Origin of the sequence: Bradyrhizobium sp. 604_D8_N2_3, assembly GCF_051810765.1 — a bacterium.
GTDB classification, from domain to species: Bacteria; Pseudomonadota; Alphaproteobacteria; order Rhizobiales; family Xanthobacteraceae; genus Bradyrhizobium; species Bradyrhizobium barranii.
Genome location: NZ_JBPWPM010000001.1, coordinates 7,996,101 through 8,015,635 on the forward strand (window position 1 = coordinate 7,996,101; position 19,535 = coordinate 8,015,635).

The following is a 19,535-nucleotide window of genomic DNA, read 5'->3' on the forward strand; positions in this document are numbered from 1 at the left end:
TCAGGCCGCCTTTCGTTCCATGACGATGCTGCCGGCACCGTCGATATGGGCGTCAAAACTGTTGGAGACGAAGGTGGACGTCTCGTCCTCGGCGATCACGGCGGGACCCGCAATGGTCGCGCCCGGTGCCATGTCCTCGCGGCGATAGAGCGGGATCTCGATCACTTCCCCCGCGCGTCCGTCGAAGAATTTGCGGCTGCCCGAGGCCTTGCCGGCGGGCTTGCGCGCAACGGAAGCGACGACAGAGGGATTGTGCGCATCGGTGGTCGCGAGCACCGACCAGCTCAGAACCTCGATCGCGGCGCCCGGGATCGGCCGCTCGAACATCGCCGAATAGTCGGCCTCGAACTTCTGGCGCAGGCCGGCGAGATCGGCCGATGTCAGCCGCCGGTTCGGCAGCTCGACCGAGATCTCGTGGCCCTGGCCGACATAGCGCATGAAGGCTGCACGGCGCTCGCGCACCGGCGCACCGGCCGCGCCCGGCTCCACCAGCGCGCGCGCTTCAGTCACCATCTCCTGGAGCAGCTCCGAGACCCCCTCCGTGTCGAAATCATCGAGGCGGACATGGCGGCTGCGCACCAGCTCATAGGCAATGGGAGTAGCCAGGAAGCCGACGGCCGAGCCGACGCCGGCATTCGAGGGCACGATGACCCGCGAGACGCCGATCTTCTCGGCGACGCGCGCCGCATGCAGCGGCGCGGCACCACCGAAGGCGATCAGCGTGTGCTGGCCGACAATCTCGCCGCGCTCGACCGCGTGCACGCGCGCCGCACTCGCCATGTTCTCGCAGACGACCTCGTGCACGGCATAGGCCGCGGTTTCCGCCGACAGCCCCAGCGGCTCACCGACGGCGCGCAACAGCGCCTCCTTTGAAAGTTCCGGGTTGAGCTTGATCGTGCCGCCCGCAAAGGCATCAGGATCGATCATACCGAGGGCTACGTCCGCGTCCGTCACGGCCGGACGCTGGCCGCCGCGGCCGTAGCAGGCAGGCCCCGGCTCCGACGAGGCGCTCTCGGGGCCGACAGTGACACGCTTCATCGCATCGACATGCGCGATCGAGCCGCCGCCGGCGCCGATCTCGACCATCTCGATCACGGGGATGCGCACCGGCAGGCCGGAGCCCTTCAGGAAGCGCGCCGCGCGATCGACCTCGAACACGCGCGAGGTCTCGGGCTGGTATTTTTCGATCAGGCAGATTTTTGCGGTCGTGCCGCCCATGTCGAAGGACAGCACCTTGCTCTCGCCGAGCCGCGCTGCGATCTGCGCCGCGAAGATCGCGCCCCCGGCAGGACCGGATTCGACGAGCCGCACCGGAAAGCGCCGCGCCGTCTCGATCGAGGTGACGCCGCCGCCGGAGGTGACGAGATAGATCGCGCCGCGGAACTGCTCAACCTGCAAGGCATCCGCCATGCGAGCGAGATAGCCGTCGATCAGGGGTTGCACATAGGCGTTGGCGACCGCGGTGGAGGTGCGCTCGTATTCGCGGATCTCCGGACACACCGCAGAGGACACGGTCACGGAGATGCCGGGCATCTCCTCGCCGAGGATCGCGGCCGTGCGGCGCTCGTGCTCGGGATTGGCGTAGGAGTGCAGGAAGGCGATCGCGACGCTCTCGACGTTCAGCGCGCGCAATTTTGGCGCGAGTGCACGTACTGCCGCCTCGTCCAGCGGGAGGCGAACGGCGCCGTGTGCGTCGATCCGCTCCGGCACGGTGAAGCGGAGCGACCGCGGCGCCAATGGCCTCGGCTTGTCGATGCTGAGATCGTACTGGTCATAGCGGCTCTCGGTGCCGATATCGAGCACGTCGCGAAAGCCGTCGGTCGCAATCAGCGCGGTCTTGGCGCCGCGGCGCTCGATGATCGCATTGGTCGCGAGCGTCGTGCCGTGAATGAAGACGTCGATGTCGCTCATATGCGCACGCGCGTCAGTGAGAATGAGACGCATGCCATCCAGCACCGCCTGCTCCGGCCGCTGCGGCGTCGTCAGCACCTTGCGCGTCTTGCGATCCTGCCCCACGTCCAGCACGATGTCGGTGAACGTGCCACCGATATCAACGGCAAGCCGCACCTCGGCTCCCTCAAGCATTCCAAATTCTCCGTGCTGATCGACAAACTGCGCGAAAACCGCAGCAATTTTCATACCAGCGACAACGCCCGGGGTGAAGCGTCCGAGCCGCTTTGCGTGGCACCTATGCGGTAGAAGGGTGCGGCCCACGCGCTCAGAGCAGGAATGCAAGCGCCGCCTCGCAGCGCTCCTCGACCTTGAGCGTGAGGAGATCGTCGGCGCGGGTGCGTCCGAGATTGACCGCGGCGATCGGGATCTGCCGGTTCGCGGCAGACTGCACGAAGCGGAATCCGGAATAGACCATCAGCGAGGAGCCGACGATCAGCATGGCGTCGGCCTGCGCCAGATGATCCTGCGCGGTGGCAACCACGTCGCGCGGAACGTTCTCGCCGAAGAACACGACGTCGGGCTTGAGGATGCCGCCGCAGGCTTCGCAGGCGGGCACCTCGAACGACGAGAAATCCGCATGCTCGAGATCGGCGTCACCATCAGGCGCATCGGCGGCGTCGAGCGTCAGCCATTCCGCATTGGCACGGCCGAGCCTGTCCTGGAATTCGTTGCGCGGGGTCTTCGCCCCGCAGCCCATGCAGCGGACCAGATCGAGCCGGCCATGCAAATCGATCACCTGCCGGTGGCCGGCGGACTGATGCAGCCGGTCGACGTTCTGGGTCAGCAGCATCTCGCAGCGCCCGCTCGCCTCGAGCCGGGCAAGCGCATGATGCGCATCGTTCGGCCTCGCCCGGCCGAACCGCCGCCAGCCGATCAGGCTGCGCGCCCAATAGCGCTGGCGCGTAGGCTCTTCCGACATGAAGGCCTGGAAATTGACCGGCTGGGTCCGCTTCCAATTGCCATGGCTGTCGCGATAATCGGGAATGCCCGAATTGGTGCTGCAGCCGGCGCCGGTCAGCACGAACAGACGTTCGTGCCGGCCGACGAAATCTTCGAGCGAACGGTTTGCCTGCGGAGGGTTTGCCATGGCGCAGATGTAGTTCACGCCGTGTCGTTTTGCCAGATCACTCCCGCGCCAGCAGCTCGAAGCCGGCGATCAGTTTTTGGCCTGCGTCAGCCCGAGCAGGTCGGCCAGAGCCTCCACGCCTCCCATCTTCATGACGGGGCACATTGGCAAACCAGTGACCGCTACCGGGCGGCGTTCCAATCGGATCAGGCGCGCCGGTGAAATGCCGGCGGCAACGGCTCACGCACCAGTTCGCTGAGATTCAAGGTCTCCCCGCTTTCCGCGATGTCCGAGAACAACACCTCGACAAACGGATGCTGACGGTTGAACGCGGTGCCCCGCTGGTATTTGGCGCTCACGATGCGCTCAAGCGCGGCAAAGTTCCGTTTCCCAAGCGCGCTGTATTGCTTCCGGAACAAACTCTGACGTCCGCCACTGTGCTCGATCGATTCGGCCCAAACGTCCATCACCTTGCGACTGACGAACGCCTCGACTTCTCTCGTGCCTTCCTGGGCAAGAAGCCGCAGACCGTCCATGGCATGCGGCTGTTCATCGATACGGAATTTTGTCAGTGCCATCTGGATCCTCCTGTTGTTTGCGTCCATATGCTTCGCGAACCGCGCCTCTCGCTCAGCCCCTGAACATGTCAGATCTTGGCGGGATCGGCGTCGTGCCTATGCTTGTGAAGAAACCGGGCAATCTGCCCACGGAGCGCCGCCGTATCCAGCAATGTCCCAACCGATCCGGCGGTATCGAAGATCTCCCGCTGGAGCGTCGTCGGCAATGAATTCCATTGCATGATGACGGCCGCACCGAGACAGCGCAAAACGCGCTCTTCCTCCGCCGCGAGGGCTGCGCCGCGCAGTCGCTCCGTCCCCCCGGCATTGACTGCATCCACGTATTGGTCCGCGAGCATCTGCTCGTTGTCCGCGCGCGATGTGTGGCTATCCTGCAGTTGTTCGAATTTGCGCGTATCGGCTTTGCCGGGCGAATTCCTCGCCAGTTCGCCATACGCGGCCGCTTTTGCACGATACTGCAGAAATTTAAACATGCGGGCTCCTTCAACAGCGATCCTTCGCCGCCGAGAAATACGTGAGGATTTCAGCGGCATTTCCGAGAATCGCTGCCCGGCGCATTGCCACCGTGCGCTTGTCTCCCGACGGCATCTTGCGGGCAAGGTCGAGGGCGTTGATCGCCCTGGCGCTCACCTCGCAAGCCAAAGAGGCCGGGATCGATTCTGACGAGCTGCTTGCTTGAGCCGATGGCGAAGGCACGCCAAGACCGGCTACCATTGTATGAGCATCGCTGCGGCGATCAACACCACGAAGAAAACCGGTAGCAAGACCGGAGGTACGAGCCACTCGCGAAGGCTGAATCTAGGGGAATCCGACATACTGACCGCCTGTTGGTTCTGGCGGGAGCGCAATGCTCTCAGTCACCGATGACAGCCGAGGGGCGCGCGGTGATAAACTGTATGTAGTGATCCCTTCGCCGAATAGCGAGGCTTATCAAGAAACTATTTGTCGCGATCGGCATTGAATCGGATTGCTGCCCTGTTGCCAAATCTTCATTTGAGAGAGGCGCAACCGGCGCGTCTTCGTCTGGACGGAACGTCCGTGTTCCTGACGTACGCGGGCCGAGCGTCGGCCACCCGGCGAGCCCCGACTCAAACGGCGAAAGGCTGGCGCGCGGCACCTGCAACCTGATCGGCCTGACCATGATCGACTTTCCAAATCACAGCCGCTCGTATGACCGGACGCGGCATGCCGTGCGGTTCTGGGGACACGACAGCGCCATCGAGGCCTCGTTCTTCATCGACGAAGACGCATTGAAGCGGATTCAACCGGGTACCCATTCCAGCGAATCGGGATTTCTGATTGCGTTCGATTCCAACCGCGACTTGATATGTGCCGCTGCGGCCAAAAAGTATGTCCGCGGCAGCCGGGGCTCCTACGACCTGCTCGCGGGAGATTTTTGAAGCGGTCGGCACGGGGTGATGAGTTCGTGGCTTCGGTCGTGAATCCACGTTTCTAGCTCGCCCAGTTCTCGCGAAACTCGGGGAACAGCGTCAGGCCTCCGCAGGCGTAAATGGTCTGGCCCGTAATGTAACTGGCGTCATCCGAGGCGAGGAAGGCGAACACAGCGGCGATCTCTTCCGGGGTGCCGACCCGTCCCAGCGGAATGTGGCTGGTGACGACGCCGCGCTTGGCGGGATCACCCGTCCACGCCGCGTTGATCGGCGTATCGATCGCGCCCGGGCCGACCGCATTGACGCGAATCCCGCGGCCGGCGAATTCCAGCGCCAGCGTGCGTGTCAGATTGGCGATGCCGCCCTTGCTGATCGAATAAGCGAGATAGCCCGGCTTCGGGATGATCTGGTGGACGCTGGAGCAGTTGATGATGCTGCCGCCTCCGCCGCGCGCGACGAAATGGGCGAGCGCCTTCTGCGCGCAGAGCACGGCGCCGTTGAGATTGACGTCGATGATGCGGCGGTAGGTGTCGATGTCGAGCGCCTCGCTCGGCGACTCCCGCTGGAAGCCGGCATTGTTGACGAGGCAGTCGAGCCGCTTCCAGCGCGAAAGCACCGTCTCGAACATCGCGGCGACCTCCTGCTCATTGCTGACATCGGCCTTGACGACGACATGATCGAGCTTGCCGTGGCCGCGGTCAGCCGATCCTGTCCTTGCAAGCGCGAGCGTCTCCTCGGCCCTCTCGGGGTGATCGACATAGTTGATGGCGACGGTCGCGCCCTCCTGCGCGAGCCGGATGGCGACGGCGCGGCCGATGCCTTGCGAGGCACCGGTCACCAGCGCGTATTGGTCGACGAGGCGGGAGGAAAACGGGGTCGAGCGATCGGTCTGCGGCATGTGTTCTCTCCGGAATGTCTCATCATCGACGGACGGCGCGTTTTGTTCCATCCTTCCGTGCATCCTTGGGATTCATTCCGCGCGCCGCGCCAGCGGCGAGGTCAGGATCTGATAAAGGATGATGGCGCCAAAAGTCGCCGTGCCGATCCCGCCGATCGTAAACGCGCCGAATTTGAACGTGAGGTCGCCGGCGCCCGCGGTCAGCGCCACGGCGACGGTGATCAGGTTCGCGGGATTGGCGAAGTCGACCTTGTTCTCGACCCAGATCCGTCCGGCCATCGCGGCGATCAATCCAAACAGCACGATCGAGAGGCCGCCGATGACGGGACCGGGAATCGACAGGATCAGTGCGCCGAATTTCGGCGAGAAGCCGAGCAGGATCGAGACCGTGGCCGCGAATGCAAACAACAGTGTCGAATAGACTTTCGTCGCCGCCATGACGCCGATGTTCTCGGCATAGGTGGTGACGCCGGTGCCGCCGCCGCAGGCTGCCACGATGGTCGCGAGGCTGTCGGCGAACAGGGCGCGGCCGAGATAGGCATCGAGGCTCCGGCCCGTCATGGCGCCAACGGCTTTGATGTGACCGAGGTTCTCGGCGACGAGAATGACCGCAACCGGCGCGATCAGAAAGATTGCATCGGCCTGGAAGGTCGGCGTGGTAAAGCTCGGCATGCCCAACCACGGCGCGGCCGCGAGTTGCGCGAAGTCGATCGGCTTGCCGAAGCCAAGGCCGTTCGCGAACAGCAGGTACAACAGATATCCGCCCACCGCGCCGAGGATGATCGGCAGGCGGCGCCACAGGCCTGGAGCGGCAACGGCCACTATGCCAATGATCAGCACCGTCGCGAGCCCGATCCAGGTGTCGAACGCGTTGACGCTCACCGCCTTGACCGCCACGGGCGCGAGATTGAGGCCGATCGCGGCGACCACGGCGCCGGTGACGGCCGGCGGCATCAGGCGCTCGACCCAGCCAACGCCCGACCACATCACGATCAACGCGATCACGCCGTAGAGCACGCCGGCGCCAACGATGCCGCCGAGCGCGACGGAGAGGTTTGGATTCGGCCCCTGCCCGGCATAGCCGGTGGCGGCGATGACGACGGCGATGAACGCGAAGCTCGAACCGAGATAGCTCGGCACGCGCCCGGCGACGATGACGAAGAAGATCAGCGTGCCGATGCCGGAGAACAGGACCGCAACATTGGGATCGAACCCCATCAGCAGCGGCGCGATGATCGTCGAGCCCGACATTGCGACGCAATGCTGAAGACCGGAGACGACGGTCTGGCCCCATGACAGCCGCTCCTCCGGCATGATCACGCCCGAGGCCTTGAATTTCCAGCGCGGAAAATAGCTTTGCGGCTGCTCGTCCGAGCCCATCGTGGTTGTCATATTCCCCCCGTTGCGGTGCAGCGACCGATCTTCGTGCGATCCGACAAAAATGTGATTGTCGCTTCTGCGGCGACCATCACATGATGCGAGTCATGCAAGATTCAAAGCTTGCAAAAGCCAGATCTTGCAGAATCAAAAATCAATGCGTTCCGGGGCACACACTATGACAGAAGTCGCGATCCAGCCAGCCGTCCATCGCCGGCATCAACCCTGGTACAAGATCCTCTACATCCAGGTTCTGATCGCGATCGCGCTCGGGGTGCTCATCGGCTATTTCTATCCCGATCTCGGCAAGGAGCTGAAGCCGCTCGGCGACGGCTTCATCGCGCTGATCAAGATGATGATCGCGCCTGTCATCTTCTGCACCGTGGTGCACGGCATTTCCTCGATGGGCGACCTCAAGCGCGTCGGCCGGGTCGGGCTGAAGTCGCTGATCTATTTCGAGACGGTCTCGACCGTCGCGCTCGCCATCGGCCTGCTGGTCGGCGAGATTCTCCAGCCCGGGCACGGCTTCAACATCGATCCCGCCACGATCGATCCGAAATCGGTGGCGACCTACGTCACCAAGGCCAAGGAAGAGGGCATCGTCGCCCATCTGATGGCGATCATTCCCGACAGCTATGTGGGCGCGATCGCGCGCGGCGACCTGCTTCAGGTGCTGCTGATCTCGATCCTGTCGGGCTTCGCCATCGCCTTCCTCGGCAAGGCCGGCGAGCCGATCGCGGAGGCGATCGACAAGGCCGCGAAAATGTTCTTCGGCATCATCCGCATCATCGTGCGCGTGGCGCCGATCGGCGCGTTCGGCGCGATGGCGTTCACTGTCGGCGCCTACGGCCTCGGCTCGCTGCTCAACCTCGCGGCCCTGATCGGCACGTTCTATCTCACCAGCATCCTGTTCGTGTTGATCGTGCTGGGCTCGATCGCGCGGCTCTCCGGCTTCTCGATCCTGCGCTTCATCGCCTACATCAAGGACGAACTCTTGATCGTGCTCGGCACCTCCTCGTCGGAAACGGTGCTACCGCAGATGATCCAGAAGATGGAGCATCTCGGCGCCTCACGCTCGGTGGTCGGCCTCGTCATTCCGACCGGCTACAGCTTCAACCTCGACGGCACCAACATCTACATGACGCTGGCGACGCTGTTTCTGGCGCAGGCGACCAACACCCATCTGACGATCTGGCAGGAGCTCGGCATTCTCGGCATCGCCATGATCACCTCGAAGGGCGCCTCGGGCGTGACCGGCGCCGGGTTCATCACGCTTGCCGCGACGCTCTCGATCGTTCCCGACATCCCGATCCAGTCGATCGCGATCCTGGTCGGGATCGACAAGTTCATGAGCGAGTGCCGCGCGCTGACCAACCTGATCGGCAACGGTATCGCCTGCGTCGTCATCAGCATCTCCGAAGGCGAGCTCGATCGCGAGGCTCTGCACGAGACCATGGCTCATCCGCTGGAGATGGGCGAGGCGCTGGAACCGGGCGGCAGCGCGGCCTCGTAGGCCGCGCCACGCAGCCGGTAGTCTCCCGGACTGGAGAATTGGCAAGGCACGCGTCACAACAATGGCGTTGGGTTCACCGATTGATAGTCTATCTTTCCACCCGACGCGCTGGGGGCAGGGCGTCGGGTATTTGTTGTCGACCAATGAGCCTTAGAAGGCCGAGCTGGCGACCAGCTCGACCCTGCGCGTGATATCGATCGCCTGCAGGAACGCTTCGTCGTGACTGACCACGAGCAGCGCGCCGTCATAGGCCCTCAAGCCTGCCTCGATGGCTTCGATGGACTCGATGTCGAGATGATTGGTCGGCTCGTCCAGGATGAGCAGGGACGGCGGCGCCGCCCCGCCTAGAACGCAGGCGAGGCCCGCACGAAACAGCTGTCCGCCACTCAGGCTCCCCACGATCTGCGCGGCGGCATCGGCGCGAAACGCGAACCGGGCCAGGGCCGCATGGCACTCGTTCGCGCTCGCTTTCGGATTGAGACGCCCGAAATTGTCCAGGATGGAGATCGCGGGATCGAGCAGGCTGACCTTCTGGTCGAACAGCGCGAAGTCCGGCCTGACCCGCACGGTGCCCGCGAACGGGCGCAACTCGCCTGTGACGAGCTTGAGTAACGTTGTCTTGCCGGAACCATTCGGCCCGACGACCCCGACGCGCTCCGGGCCGACGAGCGTGAGTGAGAGATCGCGCAGGACCGGCTGCTCCGGCTGATAGCCGGCGTTGACGCGATCGAGCCATACCACCTCCCTGCCCGCCGGCAGGCCGGTCGGGGGCAGCTTGACCGACAGCGGCTGGCGAATCTCGACGCGCCGGCGAGCCGTGTCGACGGCCTCGAGCGCCTCCGCACGCCGCCGCTCGGCGATCTGCGTGGTCTTGCCGCCGGAGTCCTCGCTGCGATCCTTGCGCGCGCCGGCCAGGATGCGCGGCATGTCGCCCTTGGCGCGTTTCTTCCTGCCGCCGCTGTCCTTGCGCGCCTTGCGTTCCGCTGCCTCCTGCGCCTTGCCGTCGATCTCGGCGAGATGCTTCTCGGCATGCGCAAGGTCGTGCCTGACGGCAGCGAGCTCGATGGCCTTCTGCTCGCGGTAACTGCTCCAATTGCCGCCGTACCGTCTTGCCCCGAGCGATGTCATCTCGACGATGGCATCCATGGTCTCGAGCAGGTCGCGGTCGTGACTGACGACGATCGCCCCGCCCCGCCAGCCTGCGAGCAGGTCGACCACTGACTTACGTCCATCCCGATCGAGATTGTTGGTGGGCTCATCGAGCAGCAGGAAGTCCGGCTCGGCGAAGACCAGCGCGGCCAGACGGATCCGCGTGATCTGCCCGCCCGACAAACGATCCAGCTCCGTGTCGGTATCAGGATCGAACCCGACACGCGCGAGCGCGGACGCAAGCCGCGCTTCAAGCGTCCAGTCGACGTCGGTGACTTCGTCGGCGAATGCATCGCCCCGCTCGGCACGGCGAAGCAGCTCCAGCGCTGCGCGCGCGCCGAACAGATCGATCACCGCGGCGCCCGCAGGAAGCTGGACGTCCTGGCGGAGCATTCCCACGGTTCCGCTCAGGAGAACGCGTCCCGCTTGGGGAATGTGCTCTCCGGTGATCGCAGCAAGCAGCGTTGTCTTGCCGACGCCGTTGCGGCCGACGAGACCAGCCCGTTCGGCACCAAATGTCAGCTTGAGGTCGGAAAGGAGAGGACGGCCGTCAGGCGTGGACAGCGAGAGGTTCGACAGAATGATCGATGCAGGCATGGAATTCCCCGTGAGCAAGGCGGATGGGCGTTGCGGTCGGGGTGAAATCCATGGATGCGAAACTCCTGATTGATGTCTCGCTGATAATCCCGCCGGGCGCCGAGATCAAGGCGCATTCCGTGCGAAGCGTCCGGGCCAATCAGCAAAGCATCACGAAGCTGTTGATGGACGCTGCATGGGGCATGCGGTAAGGGGCAAAAAACAACGTGTCTCAACCAAGAGGCCATCTCTTGAGCGGCAAGCCGAATAGCCCCCTCGCCCAACTGCTTCAGCAAGCCTTTCTGGCGCTACGTGCAAAGCAGTTCGACATTGCAAGGCAGCTTGCGACCGAAGCCCTGAAATCAAATCGCACCGACCGGAATGCCGTGCTGATCCTCGCCCATGCCCTGCTCGGCCAGGAGCGCGCGGAGGAGGCGATTGCGCCGCTGGAGAAAGCCGCGAAGCGCAATAGCGATCCCGAAATCGAGACGCTGCTCGGCCATGTGCTGTGTGCCGCGCGGCGCAGAAGCGATGGACTGGCGCAACTGCGGCGAACCGCAGCACGCCGTCCGCCCTATCTGCCCGCGTTCCAGGAGCTGGCGGGCCAGCTTGCGAACGCCGGCGAGGTTGGCGAGGCGGTCGGGATGATCGAGCAAGCCCTCGCGCTCGCCCCGGCCAGCGTCGATCTGCAACTCGACCTTGGCCGCATGCATGTCCGGAATAACAATCGCGCCAAAGCGCGTACCGTGCTGACCGCGGCGCGCGCGATCGGGCCGGGACGCACCGATATCCTGACCGAACTTGCCTGGGCCGAGCTTCTCGACGGCGCCTATGCGGAGGCCGCCGACACCTACCGTCACGCGCTCGGGCTTCGCCCGGACGACGCTCTCTCCCGCGCCAATCTCGCGATCTGCCTGATGGAGATGGGCGAACGCGATGGCGGCGAGGCGGCGCTGCGGTCCGTGTATGGCGGACGGCCGCAGATGCTCAGCCGCGCCGCCCTCACACTCGCCGCCTCGTCGCACGGCCGCTTCTTCTTCCGCCCGAGCGCCGCGGCGAAATTCCTGGGAGCCAGGCCCGAGCGGGCTACGCCCTGAATTTCCGCCGGTACAGACCCGGCTCGCGCTTCAGCGCGGCGCGCAGGGCGTGGACCTTCTGCGCTTCATCCTCGGTGAAGGCCGAGGTCTGCCGCGTCCAATCCTCACGCTTGACCGGAATGCATTGCGCGATCGGTGTGCCCTTGGGCAGCACGCCGCGAAAGCCCGTATTGTGCCAATGCGCCGGAAAGTGGATCCAGCTGTCGCGATAGCGATCGCAATCGACGAGGCCGCTCAGCGTGATGAACGGCAGGTCGAAGCGATTGACCGGATGGGTGAAGAACAGCGAATAGCCTTCCGGCGCCTCGATGGTCCAGAGATTGTGAAACTTGATGACGAAGCGATCGGCCTCGAACAGCGGCGAGCCGGTGAGCTGGCCCTGATCGTGAAAGCTGATCGGCGAGCGCGGAAAATCGATCTCACCGCCGGGCGGGATGTCGTTGTCCCAGCTGATCTCGCCATCCTCGACCCTGATATCGCAGATTAGCGGGATCAGGAAACCGCATGTCATCGCGTCGATGAACGGCGGGCAACGCTTGACCGTCTCGTCATCCTGCTGATTGAGGGCACTGAAGGCCGTGGTCGGCATCGCCTTGAGCCAGTCGGGAACGCCGAGATTCGCCGGCACCGGCTGCGGCAGCAGGCCTTCGAGTTCTCCGGGGCAGCGAAATTTGATCGCGAGCTTGTTGTTATTATTCTGCGAGGACATTGGGCATTCCAGCCGAGTCCCCTACTGATAAACGGAAACTGCGGCGCGTCAAAGCGCCGCAGCTAATCCAGACCATTACATCTTCGTCATGTTCGGATCGACGGCTCTCTTCACGGGCCCGTGAGAAGAGCGCAATCAGCCCTTGAGTGCGGTCACCACCACCTCGATCAGAGCACCGCCGCCGAGATCGGCGACACCGACCGTGGCGCGCGTCGGCAGGTTGTCGCCGAAGAACTCGGTCCAGGCCGCGTCCATCTCCTTCTTCTTGGAGAGATCCGTGACGAAGATCGAGGTGCTGACGACGCGCGACTTGTCGGTGCCGGCTTCCTTCAGATAGCCGGCGATCTTGCCGAGGATGTTGCGGGTCTGATCGCCCATCGAGACCGAGGTGTCGTCGGCGATGGTGCCGCCGACGAAGACGAAGCCGTTGGCCTCGACGGCGCGGTGCATGATGGGCGTGCGGATGCTGCGGGTGATGCTCATGATGTCCTCTTCTTAGAGCGTGGAAGGATGGAAACGGTCGATGCCGAGATCGCCGATTCGGGTCTGGGTGCCGCCATTGACGATCAGCTCGGCCATCACGGCGCCGGCGCCGGGGCCGAGCTGGAAGCCGTGCAGGGAGAAGCCGAACTGGTGATAGAGGCCCTTGTGGCGGCTGCTCGGTCCGAACACAGGGATATCGTCCTTCATCTTCGCCTCGATGCCGGCCCAGGCGCGGACGATCGTCGCGCTGCGCATCACCGGGAACAGCTCGAACACGGTGCGCGCGCTGATCGCGAGGCTCTTCCAGTCCAGCACGGTCTCGTTGCGATCCTGATAGGGCGTCGCCAGGTGGCCGCCGCCAATCAGCACGGTGCCGTTGGAGAATTGCTTGAAGGAGAGCTTGCGCCCGCGCAGGATCACGACGGGGTCGATGAAGTGCGGCACGCGCGAGGTGATCATCAGCATCGGCGCCACGGTCTCGACCGGAACGGGCTCGCCGAGCGCGGCCGCAATGTTTCCGGCCCAGGCGCCGGCGGCATTGACGAGCACCGGCGCGGCATAAGTCTCGGTGCCGACATCGACATACCAGAGGCCGTCGCTGTAGCGGATGTTGCTGGCCGCCACGCCCTCGCGCACGGTCGCGCCGAGCTGCTCCGCCTTGCGCCGGAACGCCGTCGTCGTCTGCGCCGGATTGGCGGCCCCATCGCGGCGCGACACCACGCCGCCCGGACATGTCTCAGCCACGGCCGGCACGAGGCGCCGCAATTCAGTCGCGTCGATCAGCTCTTCATGGGTGAAGCCAAGCGCGTTCAGCTCGGCGACACGCGCGCGGCAGACCGCGAGCTCCTCCTCGTTCTCCGCGACGAGAACCTGACCGTAACTCTCAAAGCTGCAATCGTCGTCGAGGAGATCGGTGATCTTCTCCCAGATCCCCATCGAGCGGATCGAGAGCGGGATTTCGGGCATGTGCCGCGCGAGCTGGCGGACGCCGCCGGCATTGACGCCGGAAGCATGGCGGCCGGCGTAGTCTTTCTCGATCAGCACCGGCTTCATGCCGGCGAGGCACAGATGCAGCGCGGTCGAGCATCCGTGGATGCCGCCGCCGACGACGATCGCATCCACGTTTTGGGTCATCCGCGTACCACCGCCTTGACGTCGGCCTCGCTCTTCGGGACGGAGGCGAGCTCGGCGAGCGTGATCGGCTTGACCGGCGCGCGCAGCCGGTAATAGCCGATCTCCTGTGCCGTCTTGCCCCGCGCCTGCGCCATCAACTCGGTGACCGTGAGGCCGCAGAGCCGGCCCTGGCACGGCCCCATGCCGGTGCGGCGATAGGCCTTGAGCTGGTTCGGCCCGGTCGCGCCGATGGCAACGGCATCGAGAATGTCCTTCGCGGTGACTTCCTCGCAGCGGCAGACGATGGTGTCGCCCGTGGGAATGCGGAACTGCGGCGCCGGGCGGAACAGCGTGTCGAGAAAGACGCGGCCGCGCTCGGCCTTGGCGAGATCGGCGCGGAGCGTCGCCATCGGCGCAAGCTTTGTCGCAACCGCAGGCGCCAATGCCTCCACTGCCGCGCGCGCCGCGATGCGGCCACGGACCACAGCCGCATTGGCACCACCGATACCGGCGCCGTCACCAGCGATCGCGATGCCCGCTACCGACGAATTGCCGCTCGCGTCTAACACCGGCGACCAGCACAATTGCAGATCATCCCAGCGATGCTCGATACCGGCGGCCATCGCCAGATTGACATTGGGCACGACGCCCTGATGCAGCAGCAACAGGTCCGCCGGAATCGTCTCACGCTTGCCGCCGGCGACATAGCTCACATTCGCGAGCTGGCCATCACCGGATGCTGAGAGCTCGGTCACACCTGAGACGACCTGCGCCTTCGCTTTCACCTCGCGCATCATCGACAGCCCCTTGGTGAAATAGGGCGAGGTCAGGAAGGCGAAGGCGTGCGGCAACGCGGCGAAGTAATTGCCGCGCTCGGTGGTGTCGAGGATGCGATCGATGCGGCCGCCCAGCCGCAAGATCTGCGCGGCGAGCAGCCAGAGCAGAGGCCCCTGCCCCGCGATCACGGTGCGGCCGTCCGGCACCAGGGCCGATGATTTCAGCATCGTCTGCGCCGCGCCCGCGGTCATCACGCCCGGCAAGGTCCAGCCGGGAATCGGGAACGGCCGCTCCAGCGCGCCGGTCGCGAGGATCACGCGCTGCGCCTTGAGGAAAGCGGAGGCACCGCCGATCGAGACGGCGATCTCGAGATTGCGGTCGAGGCTCCAGACGGTGGCGCGATGGATAATCTCGGCGCGGCTCGCGCGGAGCGACTGAACGAGATCGGCACCGACCCAATAGTCGGCGCCAAGCTGGTTGCGGTCGGTCACGGGCGTGGACGAGATGGCACGAAACACCTGGCCGCCGGGGCCGATGTTCTCGTCGAGCAGCAGCGTCGACAGGCCGGCTTCGGCGGATGTCGCAGCGGCCGCGAGGCCGGCGGGCCCGGCCCCGATCACCACGACGTCATAAGCTTCGCGCTTGGGAGCCACAGTCATTTTCCGATCTCCCGCTTGCCCTTCTGAATCTCGATCTGCATGCCCTCGGCGACGGGCACGAGGCAGCCCTGGCGGTTACCGACGCCGTCGATGGTGACGAGGCAGTCGAAGCACACCCCCATCATGCAATAGGGCAGACGCGGCGCGCCGCTCACTGCGGTGGAACGGCGCGCATCACAGCCGGAGGCCAGCAGTGCGGCGGAGACGGTGTCGCCCTGGCGCGCCGCGATGGCCGTGCCATCCACGAAGATCTGGACCTGCGGTCGCTTGTCCTGTTCGGATCGTCTAAACATGGGATGCCTCTTGGCTCCTTGAGATATCTCTAATAGCCGCTGTTGTTCGCAGCACCGGCGGCGCCGAAACGGCTGGCCGAGAACGCGCCGACCAGCTCCGGCTCGAGCGCGCCAGCTGCGACCATGCGCGCGATCTCGAAAGCGTGGTTGGAGGCGAGCGTCACGCCGGAATGGCAACAGGCCACGAAGGCGCCGGGATGCGTCTCCGACTGGTCGTAGATCGGAAAGCCGTCCTGCGGCATGACGCGGATGCCGGCCCAGCTCCTGACCACGTTGAGCCGCGCCAGATGCGGAAACATCCTTTGCGCGCGATCGGCCATCACGGCGCTGACGGAATGCTTCAGGGTGCGATCGTCGAGCTCGTCCTCCTTGCTGTCGCCGATCATCACGGTGCCCTCGTCGGTCTGGCGGATCGTGGTCAGCGGGTGCGGCAGGAACGGCATGGTGCGCTCGGTCACCACGATCTGGCCGCGGGTCGGGCCCATCGGCGCGTGGAGGCCGACCATCGGTGCCAGCGTCTGGTTGGCATTGCCGGCCGCGAGCACGATCTTGGCGGCGCGCAGTTCGCCCTTCGGCGTGGTCAGGCGGAATTCGCCACCGCTCTTGCTGATCGCCGAGACCGGGCGCTCCGGAAAATAGTCGATGCCGAATGCCTTGAAGCCGGTGTGGAAGGCGCGGAAGGTCCGCAGCGAATTGACGTGGCCGTCGAGCGGACAATAGCTGCCGCCGGACACTTCCGGCCCGATCAGCGGCAACGACTTCTTCACCTCGGAGGCGGAGAGCATCTCCATCTTGTAGTCGGCAGCGCCGGTCTGGTTGTGCATGCGCTTGACCAGCTCGGTGCGCTGGCCGAACTCGTCATCGCCAAGCGTGAGATGAAAGCCGCCATTCTGCTGAAGCGAGACGTCGAGGCCTGTCTGCTGCTTCAGCTCGGAGGCGAGCCGGCCCCACGCTTGCGACGCCTGCACGGTCCAGACAGTATAGGCCGGCATGCCGAGCCCTTTGCTCTGAACCCAGACCAGCGCAAAGTTCGCGCGCGAGGCGCGCTTGGTGATATCGCCTTCGTCGAGAACGGCCACGCTCTTGCCTAGCCGGCCTAGACCCCAAGCAATCGCGGAGCCGAGCAATCCGCCGCCGACGACGGCGACGTCATAATCCCTGGACATGGGTTCTCCTATCGTCCCGTATCGCCCTTGCCGGCGAGCACACGGTCGAGCCCGTAGAAGCGGTCGAGCAGAATGAGGGCGGTCATGGTAACAGCGATCACGCAGGCCGAGACCGACGTCACCAGCGGATCGATGTTGTCCTGGATATAAAGGAACATGCGCACCGGCAACGTCTCGGTGCCGGGTGCCGCAAGAAAGACGGTCATGGTGAGATCGTCGAAGGACTGGATGAAGGCGAGCGCCCAGCCGCTGATGACGCCGGGCAGGATCAGCGGCAACGTCACGCGGCGAAACAAAGTCCAGCCGTTGGCGCCGAGCGAGACTGCCGCCATCTCGACCGAGAGGTCCATGCCGGTCGCCGCTGCCAGGGTCAGCCGCAGCGCGAACGGAAACACGATGATGACATGCGCGATGATCAGCGCGGCAAAGCTGCCGCCGAGGCCGGCCGAGGTGAAGAAGCGCAGGAAGGCGATGCCGAGCACGACATGCGGGATCATCAGCGGCGACAGGAACAGCGCCGCGAGCGCATCGCGGCCGCGGAAGCGATAGCGCGCGATCGCGAGCGCCGCCGGCACCGCGAACAGCAGCGCCACGAAGGATGAGAGCGCACCGAGCCCCAGGCTGACCCAGAAGGCATGGATGAATTCGGGATAGTTGGCGATCGCCCTGAACCAGCGCAGCGAAAAACCGTTGGTCGGCAGCGACAGAAAGCCTTCCGGCGTGAAAGCAACGAGGCAGACCACCAGGATCGGCGCGACCATGACGATGACGAAGATGGTGTGGAAGATCAACGCGAGCGGGCCGTTCCGGCTCATCGGAACACCTCCGCGTAGCGGCGCTCGATCAGCGCGTTGCTGCCGACGACGATCAGCACCAGCGCGACCAGCAGCAGCGTTGCGACCGCTGCACCGAGCGGCCAGTTCAGCGTGTTGAGGAATTCGTCATAGGCCAGCGTCGCCGCGACCTTGAGCCGGCGGCCGCCGATGATCGCCGGCGTCGCGAAGGCGCTGGCCGAGAGCGAAAACACGATGATCGCCCCCGACAGCACGCCCGGCATGATCTGCGGCATGATGATGCGGCGGATGATGGTCACGGGTCCCGCGCCGAGCGACATCGCGGCGTTCTCGATCTGCGGGTTGAGCCGCTGGAGCGCGGCCCACACCGACAGCACCATGAACGGCATCATCACATGGGCGAGCGCAACCACCATCCCTGTCTCGGTGAACATGAAGGGAATGGGCGAGCGGATCACTCCGAGCGACATCAGCAGCTTGTTGACGAGCCCGTTGTTGCCGCCGAACAGCAGCGCCCAGCCGAGCGTCCGCGCCACCACGGAGATCAAGAGCGGCCCGAGGATGACGAGCAGAAAAAGACTCTTCCAGCGCCCGCTCATGCGGTTGAGGATGTAGGCTTCCGGCGCACCAAGCACGGCGGTGAGCAGCGTTGTCAGGATCGCGATGCGAAACGTTCGCCAGAACATTTCGGCGTAATAGGGATCGGTCGCGATCTCATGCCAGTTCTTCAGGATGAAGACGGGCTCGATGCCCTTGTACTGACCCCAGTCGTGGAACGACAGCATCACCGTCATCGCCAGCGGGATCAACAGCACGCCGACGAACAGCATCAAAGCCGGCGCCGTCAGTGCCCATGGCGCGCGTGCGCTGCGCTCCTCGGCGGCCGTGCTCATGCGACACCCCTCGCGCGCACGCTCATGTCCTCGGGCCGCCAGACGAGGCGAACCGCCTCGCCCTCTGCCGGCGGCGCCGTCCCGTCATTCTGGCGGATCACGATCGCGGGCCCGCATTCGCTGTCGCACTGGAACAGCCAGTGATTGCCCTGGAAGATACGCGTGACGATCTTTGCGCCGAGCCCCGTATCGCCAAAGCCGATCCGTTCAGGGCGAATGCTGACAGTGACGGGGCCACTGAGCCCGGCCGGCGCCGGCGCGTTCCAGGAGCCAGCCACCACCCGCACCGGCGTCGCGGCCCGATCAATCGTCGCCGCAAAATCGTTGGTCTTGCCGAGGAACTGCGAGACGAAGGCCGAGGCCGGCTTCTCATAGGTCTCCTGCGGCGAGCCGATCTGCTCGATGCGGCCCTGGCTCATCACCACGATGCGGTCGGACAGCGACATCGCCTCGTTCTGGTCGTGGGTGACCAGGATCGTCGTGGTGCCGATGGTGCGCTGGATCTGGCGCAGCTCGATCTGCATCTCCTCGCGCAGCTTGGCGTCGAGATTGGACAGCGGCTCGTCGAGCAAGAGCACGCTCGGCTTGATCACCAGCGCGCGCGCCAGGGCCACGCGCTGCTGCTGACCGCCGGACATGCGGCGCGGATGGCGGTCCTCGTAGCCGGCAAGCCCGACCATCGCGAGCGCGGCGCGGACGCGCTCGGCTCTTTCGGCGCGCGGCACGTTGCGCATCTCGAGGCCGAACGCGACGTTCTCCGCCGCCGTCATGTGCGGAAACAGCGCGTAGCTCTGGAACACGATGCCGAGCCCGCGCTTCGCGGGATGGATCGCGGTGAGGTCCTTGCCCTCCAGGCGGATCGCGCCGCGTGTGGGATCGAGGAAACCCGCGATCATCTGCAAGGTCGTGGTCTTGCCGCAGCCGGACGGGCCGAGGAAGGAGATGAACTCCCCCTTCCCCACCGACAGACTGAAGTCATCGACCACAGTCTGCGCGCCGAACTGCTTTGCGACCCGATCGAGCTCGAGATAGGCCATGCGCTGTCTCCGC

General features: G+C 65.0%; 21 protein-coding genes. 4 read left to right on the forward strand and 17 right to left on the reverse strand.

Translation table 11 applies throughout. The features are described from left to right. The 5 genes from AB7245_RS38390 to AB7245_RS38410 all read right to left on the reverse strand — a co-directional run bounded on the left by AB7245_RS38390 (position 1) and on the right by AB7245_RS38410 (position 4,311). On the reverse strand, positions 1-2,085 hold the full coding sequence (locus tag AB7245_RS38390) for a hydantoinase/oxoprolinase family protein (RefSeq protein ID WP_085401845.1): 2,085 nt from the start codon (positions 2,083-2,085) through the stop codon (positions 1-3). A gap of 133 nt (positions 2,086-2,218) precedes the next feature. Next, positions 2,219-3,040 carry an NAD-dependent protein deacetylase gene (locus AB7245_RS38395; protein WP_085401821.1) on the reverse strand — a complete coding sequence of 274 codons (822 nt, stop codon included), beginning with the start codon at positions 3,038-3,040 and terminating at the stop codon, positions 2,219-2,221. Positions 3,041-3,225: 185 nt separating this feature from the next. Beyond that, positions 3,226-3,597, reverse strand: a complete 372-nt coding sequence (locus AB7245_RS38400) for a signal transduction histidine kinase (protein WP_187387922.1) — start codon at positions 3,595-3,597, stop codon at positions 3,226-3,228. 68 nt (positions 3,598-3,665) lie between these two features. Next, on the reverse strand, positions 3,666-4,070 hold the full coding sequence (locus AB7245_RS38405; protein WP_063981068.1) for a hypothetical protein: 405 nt from the start codon (positions 4,068-4,070) through the stop codon (positions 3,666-3,668). A gap of 10 nt (positions 4,071-4,080) precedes the next feature. Next, positions 4,081-4,311, reverse strand: coding sequence for a hypothetical protein (locus tag AB7245_RS38410; protein WP_439035549.1), 231 nt, complete (start codon positions 4,309-4,311; stop codon positions 4,081-4,083). A 425-nt stretch (positions 4,312-4,736) separates the two neighbouring features. On the opposite strand from AB7245_RS38410, the gene AB7245_RS38415 reads away from it, so the two are divergent. Continuing rightward, positions 4,737-4,997: a DUF1488 domain-containing protein gene (locus AB7245_RS38415; RefSeq protein WP_085401819.1), complete on the forward strand. Its 261-nt coding sequence runs from the start codon at positions 4,737-4,739 to the stop codon at positions 4,995-4,997. A gap of 52 nt (positions 4,998-5,049) precedes the next feature. On the opposite strand, the gene AB7245_RS38420 is transcribed toward AB7245_RS38415, so the two are convergent. Both AB7245_RS38420 and AB7245_RS38425 read right to left on the reverse strand, forming a co-directional pair. Further along, positions 5,050-5,886 (reverse strand): SDR family oxidoreductase, encoded by an 837-nt coding sequence (locus AB7245_RS38420; RefSeq protein WP_085401818.1) that lies wholly within the window; start codon positions 5,884-5,886, stop codon positions 5,050-5,052. A 72-nt stretch (positions 5,887-5,958) separates the two neighbouring features. Further along, positions 5,959-7,278: a solute carrier family 23 protein gene (locus AB7245_RS38425; protein WP_085401817.1), complete on the reverse strand. Its 1,320-nt coding sequence runs from the start codon at positions 7,276-7,278 to the stop codon at positions 5,959-5,961. 163 nt (positions 7,279-7,441) lie between these two features. On the opposite strand from AB7245_RS38425, the gene AB7245_RS38430 reads away from it, so the two are divergent. Next, positions 7,442-8,776 (forward strand): dicarboxylate/amino acid:cation symporter, encoded by a 1,335-nt coding sequence (locus AB7245_RS38430; protein WP_085401816.1) that lies wholly within the window; start codon positions 7,442-7,444, stop codon positions 8,774-8,776. Positions 8,777-8,926: 150 nt separating this feature from the next. Here AB7245_RS38430 and AB7245_RS38435 read toward each other — a convergent pair whose 3' ends face one another. Beyond that, positions 8,927-10,522 carry an ABC-F family ATP-binding cassette domain-containing protein gene (locus AB7245_RS38435; RefSeq protein WP_354115626.1) on the reverse strand — a complete coding sequence of 532 codons (1,596 nt, stop codon included), beginning with the start codon at positions 10,520-10,522 and terminating at the stop codon, positions 8,927-8,929. A gap of 23 nt (positions 10,523-10,545) precedes the next feature. On the opposite strand from AB7245_RS38435, the gene AB7245_RS38440 reads away from it, so the two are divergent. Together AB7245_RS38440 and AB7245_RS38445 are read left to right on the forward strand one after the other, a co-directional pair. Continuing rightward, positions 10,546-10,713 carry a hypothetical protein gene (locus tag AB7245_RS38440; RefSeq protein WP_161495845.1) on the forward strand — a complete coding sequence of 56 codons (168 nt, stop codon included), beginning with the start codon at positions 10,546-10,548 and terminating at the stop codon, positions 10,711-10,713. Between the two features lie 39 nt (positions 10,714-10,752). Continuing rightward, positions 10,753-11,598, forward strand: coding sequence for a tetratricopeptide repeat protein (locus AB7245_RS38445; RefSeq protein ID WP_085401814.1), 846 nt, complete (start codon positions 10,753-10,755; stop codon positions 11,596-11,598). Here the strand turns inward: AB7245_RS38445 and AB7245_RS38450 are convergent. The 9 genes from AB7245_RS38450 to AB7245_RS38490 all read right to left on the reverse strand — a co-directional run bounded on the left by AB7245_RS38450 (position 11,588) and on the right by AB7245_RS38490 (position 19,522). Continuing rightward, complete coding sequence (locus AB7245_RS38450) at positions 11,588-12,307, reverse strand: hypothetical protein (protein ID WP_063981063.1); 720 nt, start codon at positions 12,305-12,307, stop codon at positions 11,588-11,590. The genes AB7245_RS38445 and AB7245_RS38450 overlap by 11 nt on opposite strands. 135 nt (positions 12,308-12,442) lie before the next feature. Beyond that, the gene (locus AB7245_RS38455) at positions 12,443-12,790 is read right to left on the reverse strand and encodes a RidA family protein (protein WP_085401813.1); all 348 of its coding nucleotides are present in this window, start codon (positions 12,788-12,790) and stop codon (positions 12,443-12,445) included. A gap of 12 nt (positions 12,791-12,802) precedes the next feature. Then, positions 12,803-13,924, reverse strand: a complete 1,122-nt coding sequence (locus AB7245_RS38460; RefSeq protein ID WP_085401812.1) for an NAD(P)/FAD-dependent oxidoreductase — start codon at positions 13,922-13,924, stop codon at positions 12,803-12,805. After that, the gene (locus tag AB7245_RS38465; RefSeq protein WP_085401811.1) at positions 13,921-15,339 is read right to left on the reverse strand and encodes an NAD(P)/FAD-dependent oxidoreductase; all 1,419 of its coding nucleotides are present in this window, start codon (positions 15,337-15,339) and stop codon (positions 13,921-13,923) included. The genes AB7245_RS38460 and AB7245_RS38465 overlap by 4 nt, the downstream gene beginning before the upstream one ends. Continuing rightward, the gene (locus AB7245_RS38470; protein WP_063981059.1) at positions 15,336-15,632 is read right to left on the reverse strand and encodes a (2Fe-2S)-binding protein; all 297 of its coding nucleotides are present in this window, start codon (positions 15,630-15,632) and stop codon (positions 15,336-15,338) included. The genes AB7245_RS38465 and AB7245_RS38470 overlap by 4 nt, the downstream gene beginning before the upstream one ends. A 29-nt stretch (positions 15,633-15,661) precedes the next feature. Next, the gene (locus AB7245_RS38475) at positions 15,662-16,798 is read right to left on the reverse strand and encodes an NAD(P)/FAD-dependent oxidoreductase (RefSeq protein ID WP_439035550.1); all 1,137 of its coding nucleotides are present in this window, start codon (positions 16,796-16,798) and stop codon (positions 15,662-15,664) included. Positions 16,799-16,806: 8 nt separating this feature from the next. Next, positions 16,807-17,613, reverse strand: a complete 807-nt coding sequence (locus tag AB7245_RS38480) for an ABC transporter permease (protein ID WP_085401809.1) — start codon at positions 17,611-17,613, stop codon at positions 16,807-16,809. Continuing rightward, positions 17,610-18,485: an ABC transporter permease gene (locus AB7245_RS38485; RefSeq protein WP_085401808.1), complete on the reverse strand. Its 876-nt coding sequence runs from the start codon at positions 18,483-18,485 to the stop codon at positions 17,610-17,612. The genes AB7245_RS38480 and AB7245_RS38485 overlap by 4 nt, the downstream gene beginning before the upstream one ends. Next, positions 18,482-19,522, reverse strand: a complete 1,041-nt coding sequence (locus AB7245_RS38490) for an ABC transporter ATP-binding protein (protein WP_085401807.1) — start codon at positions 19,520-19,522, stop codon at positions 18,482-18,484. Before AB7245_RS38490 ends, AB7245_RS38485 begins: the two co-directional genes overlap by 4 nt. Positions 19,523-19,535 lie beyond the last annotated feature (13 nt).

Coding starts and splice junctions, on each gene's coding strand:
- AB7245_RS38390 (WP_085401845.1), bottom strand. CDS start 2,085: ATGCTTGAGGGAGCCGAGGTGCGGCTTGCCGTTGATATCGGTGGCACG.
- AB7245_RS38395 (WP_085401821.1), bottom strand. CDS start 3,040: ATGGCAAACCCTCCGCAGGCAAACCGTTCGCTCGAAGATTTCGTCGGC.
- AB7245_RS38400 (WP_187387922.1), bottom strand. CDS start 3,597: ATGGCACTGACAAAATTCCGTATCGATGAACAGCCGCATGCCATGGAC.
- AB7245_RS38405 (WP_063981068.1), bottom strand. CDS start 4,070: ATGTTTAAATTTCTGCAGTATCGTGCAAAAGCGGCCGCGTATGGCGAA.
- AB7245_RS38410 (WP_439035549.1), bottom strand. CDS start 4,311: ATGGTAGCCGGTCTTGGCGTGCCTTCGCCATCGGCTCAAGCAAGCAGC.
- AB7245_RS38415 (WP_085401819.1), top strand. CDS start 4,737: ATGATCGACTTTCCAAATCACAGCCGCTCGTATGACCGGACGCGGCAT.
- AB7245_RS38420 (WP_085401818.1), bottom strand. CDS start 5,886: ATGCCGCAGACCGATCGCTCGACCCCGTTTTCCTCCCGCCTCGTCGAC.
- AB7245_RS38425 (WP_085401817.1), bottom strand. CDS start 7,278: ATGACAACCACGATGGGCTCGGACGAGCAGCCGCAAAGCTATTTTCCG.
- AB7245_RS38430 (WP_085401816.1), top strand. CDS start 7,442: ATGACAGAAGTCGCGATCCAGCCAGCCGTCCATCGCCGGCATCAACCC.
- AB7245_RS38435 (WP_354115626.1), bottom strand. CDS start 10,522: ATGCCTGCATCGATCATTCTGTCGAACCTCTCGCTGTCCACGCCTGAC.
- AB7245_RS38440 (WP_161495845.1), top strand. CDS start 10,546: ATGGGCGTTGCGGTCGGGGTGAAATCCATGGATGCGAAACTCCTGATT.
- AB7245_RS38450 (WP_063981063.1), bottom strand. CDS start 12,307: ATGTCCTCGCAGAATAATAACAACAAGCTCGCGATCAAATTTCGCTGC.
- AB7245_RS38455 (WP_085401813.1), bottom strand. CDS start 12,790: ATGAGCATCACCCGCAGCATCCGCACGCCCATCATGCACCGCGCCGTC.
- AB7245_RS38460 (WP_085401812.1), bottom strand. CDS start 13,924: ATGACCCAAAACGTGGATGCGATCGTCGTCGGCGGCGGCATCCACGGA.
- AB7245_RS38465 (WP_085401811.1), bottom strand. CDS start 15,339: ATGACTGTGGCTCCCAAGCGCGAAGCTTATGACGTCGTGGTGATCGGG.
- AB7245_RS38470 (WP_063981059.1), bottom strand. CDS start 15,632: ATGTTTAGACGATCCGAACAGGACAAGCGACCGCAGGTCCAGATCTTC.
- AB7245_RS38475 (WP_439035550.1), bottom strand. CDS start 16,798: ATGTCCAGGGATTATGACGTCGCCGTCGTCGGCGGCGGATTGCTCGGC.
- AB7245_RS38480 (WP_085401809.1), bottom strand. CDS start 17,613: ATGAGCCGGAACGGCCCGCTCGCGTTGATCTTCCACACCATCTTCGTC.
- AB7245_RS38485 (WP_085401808.1), bottom strand. CDS start 18,485: ATGAGCACGGCCGCCGAGGAGCGCAGCGCACGCGCGCCATGGGCACTG.
- AB7245_RS38490 (WP_085401807.1), bottom strand. CDS start 19,522: ATGGCCTATCTCGAGCTCGATCGGGTCGCAAAGCAGTTCGGCGCGCAG.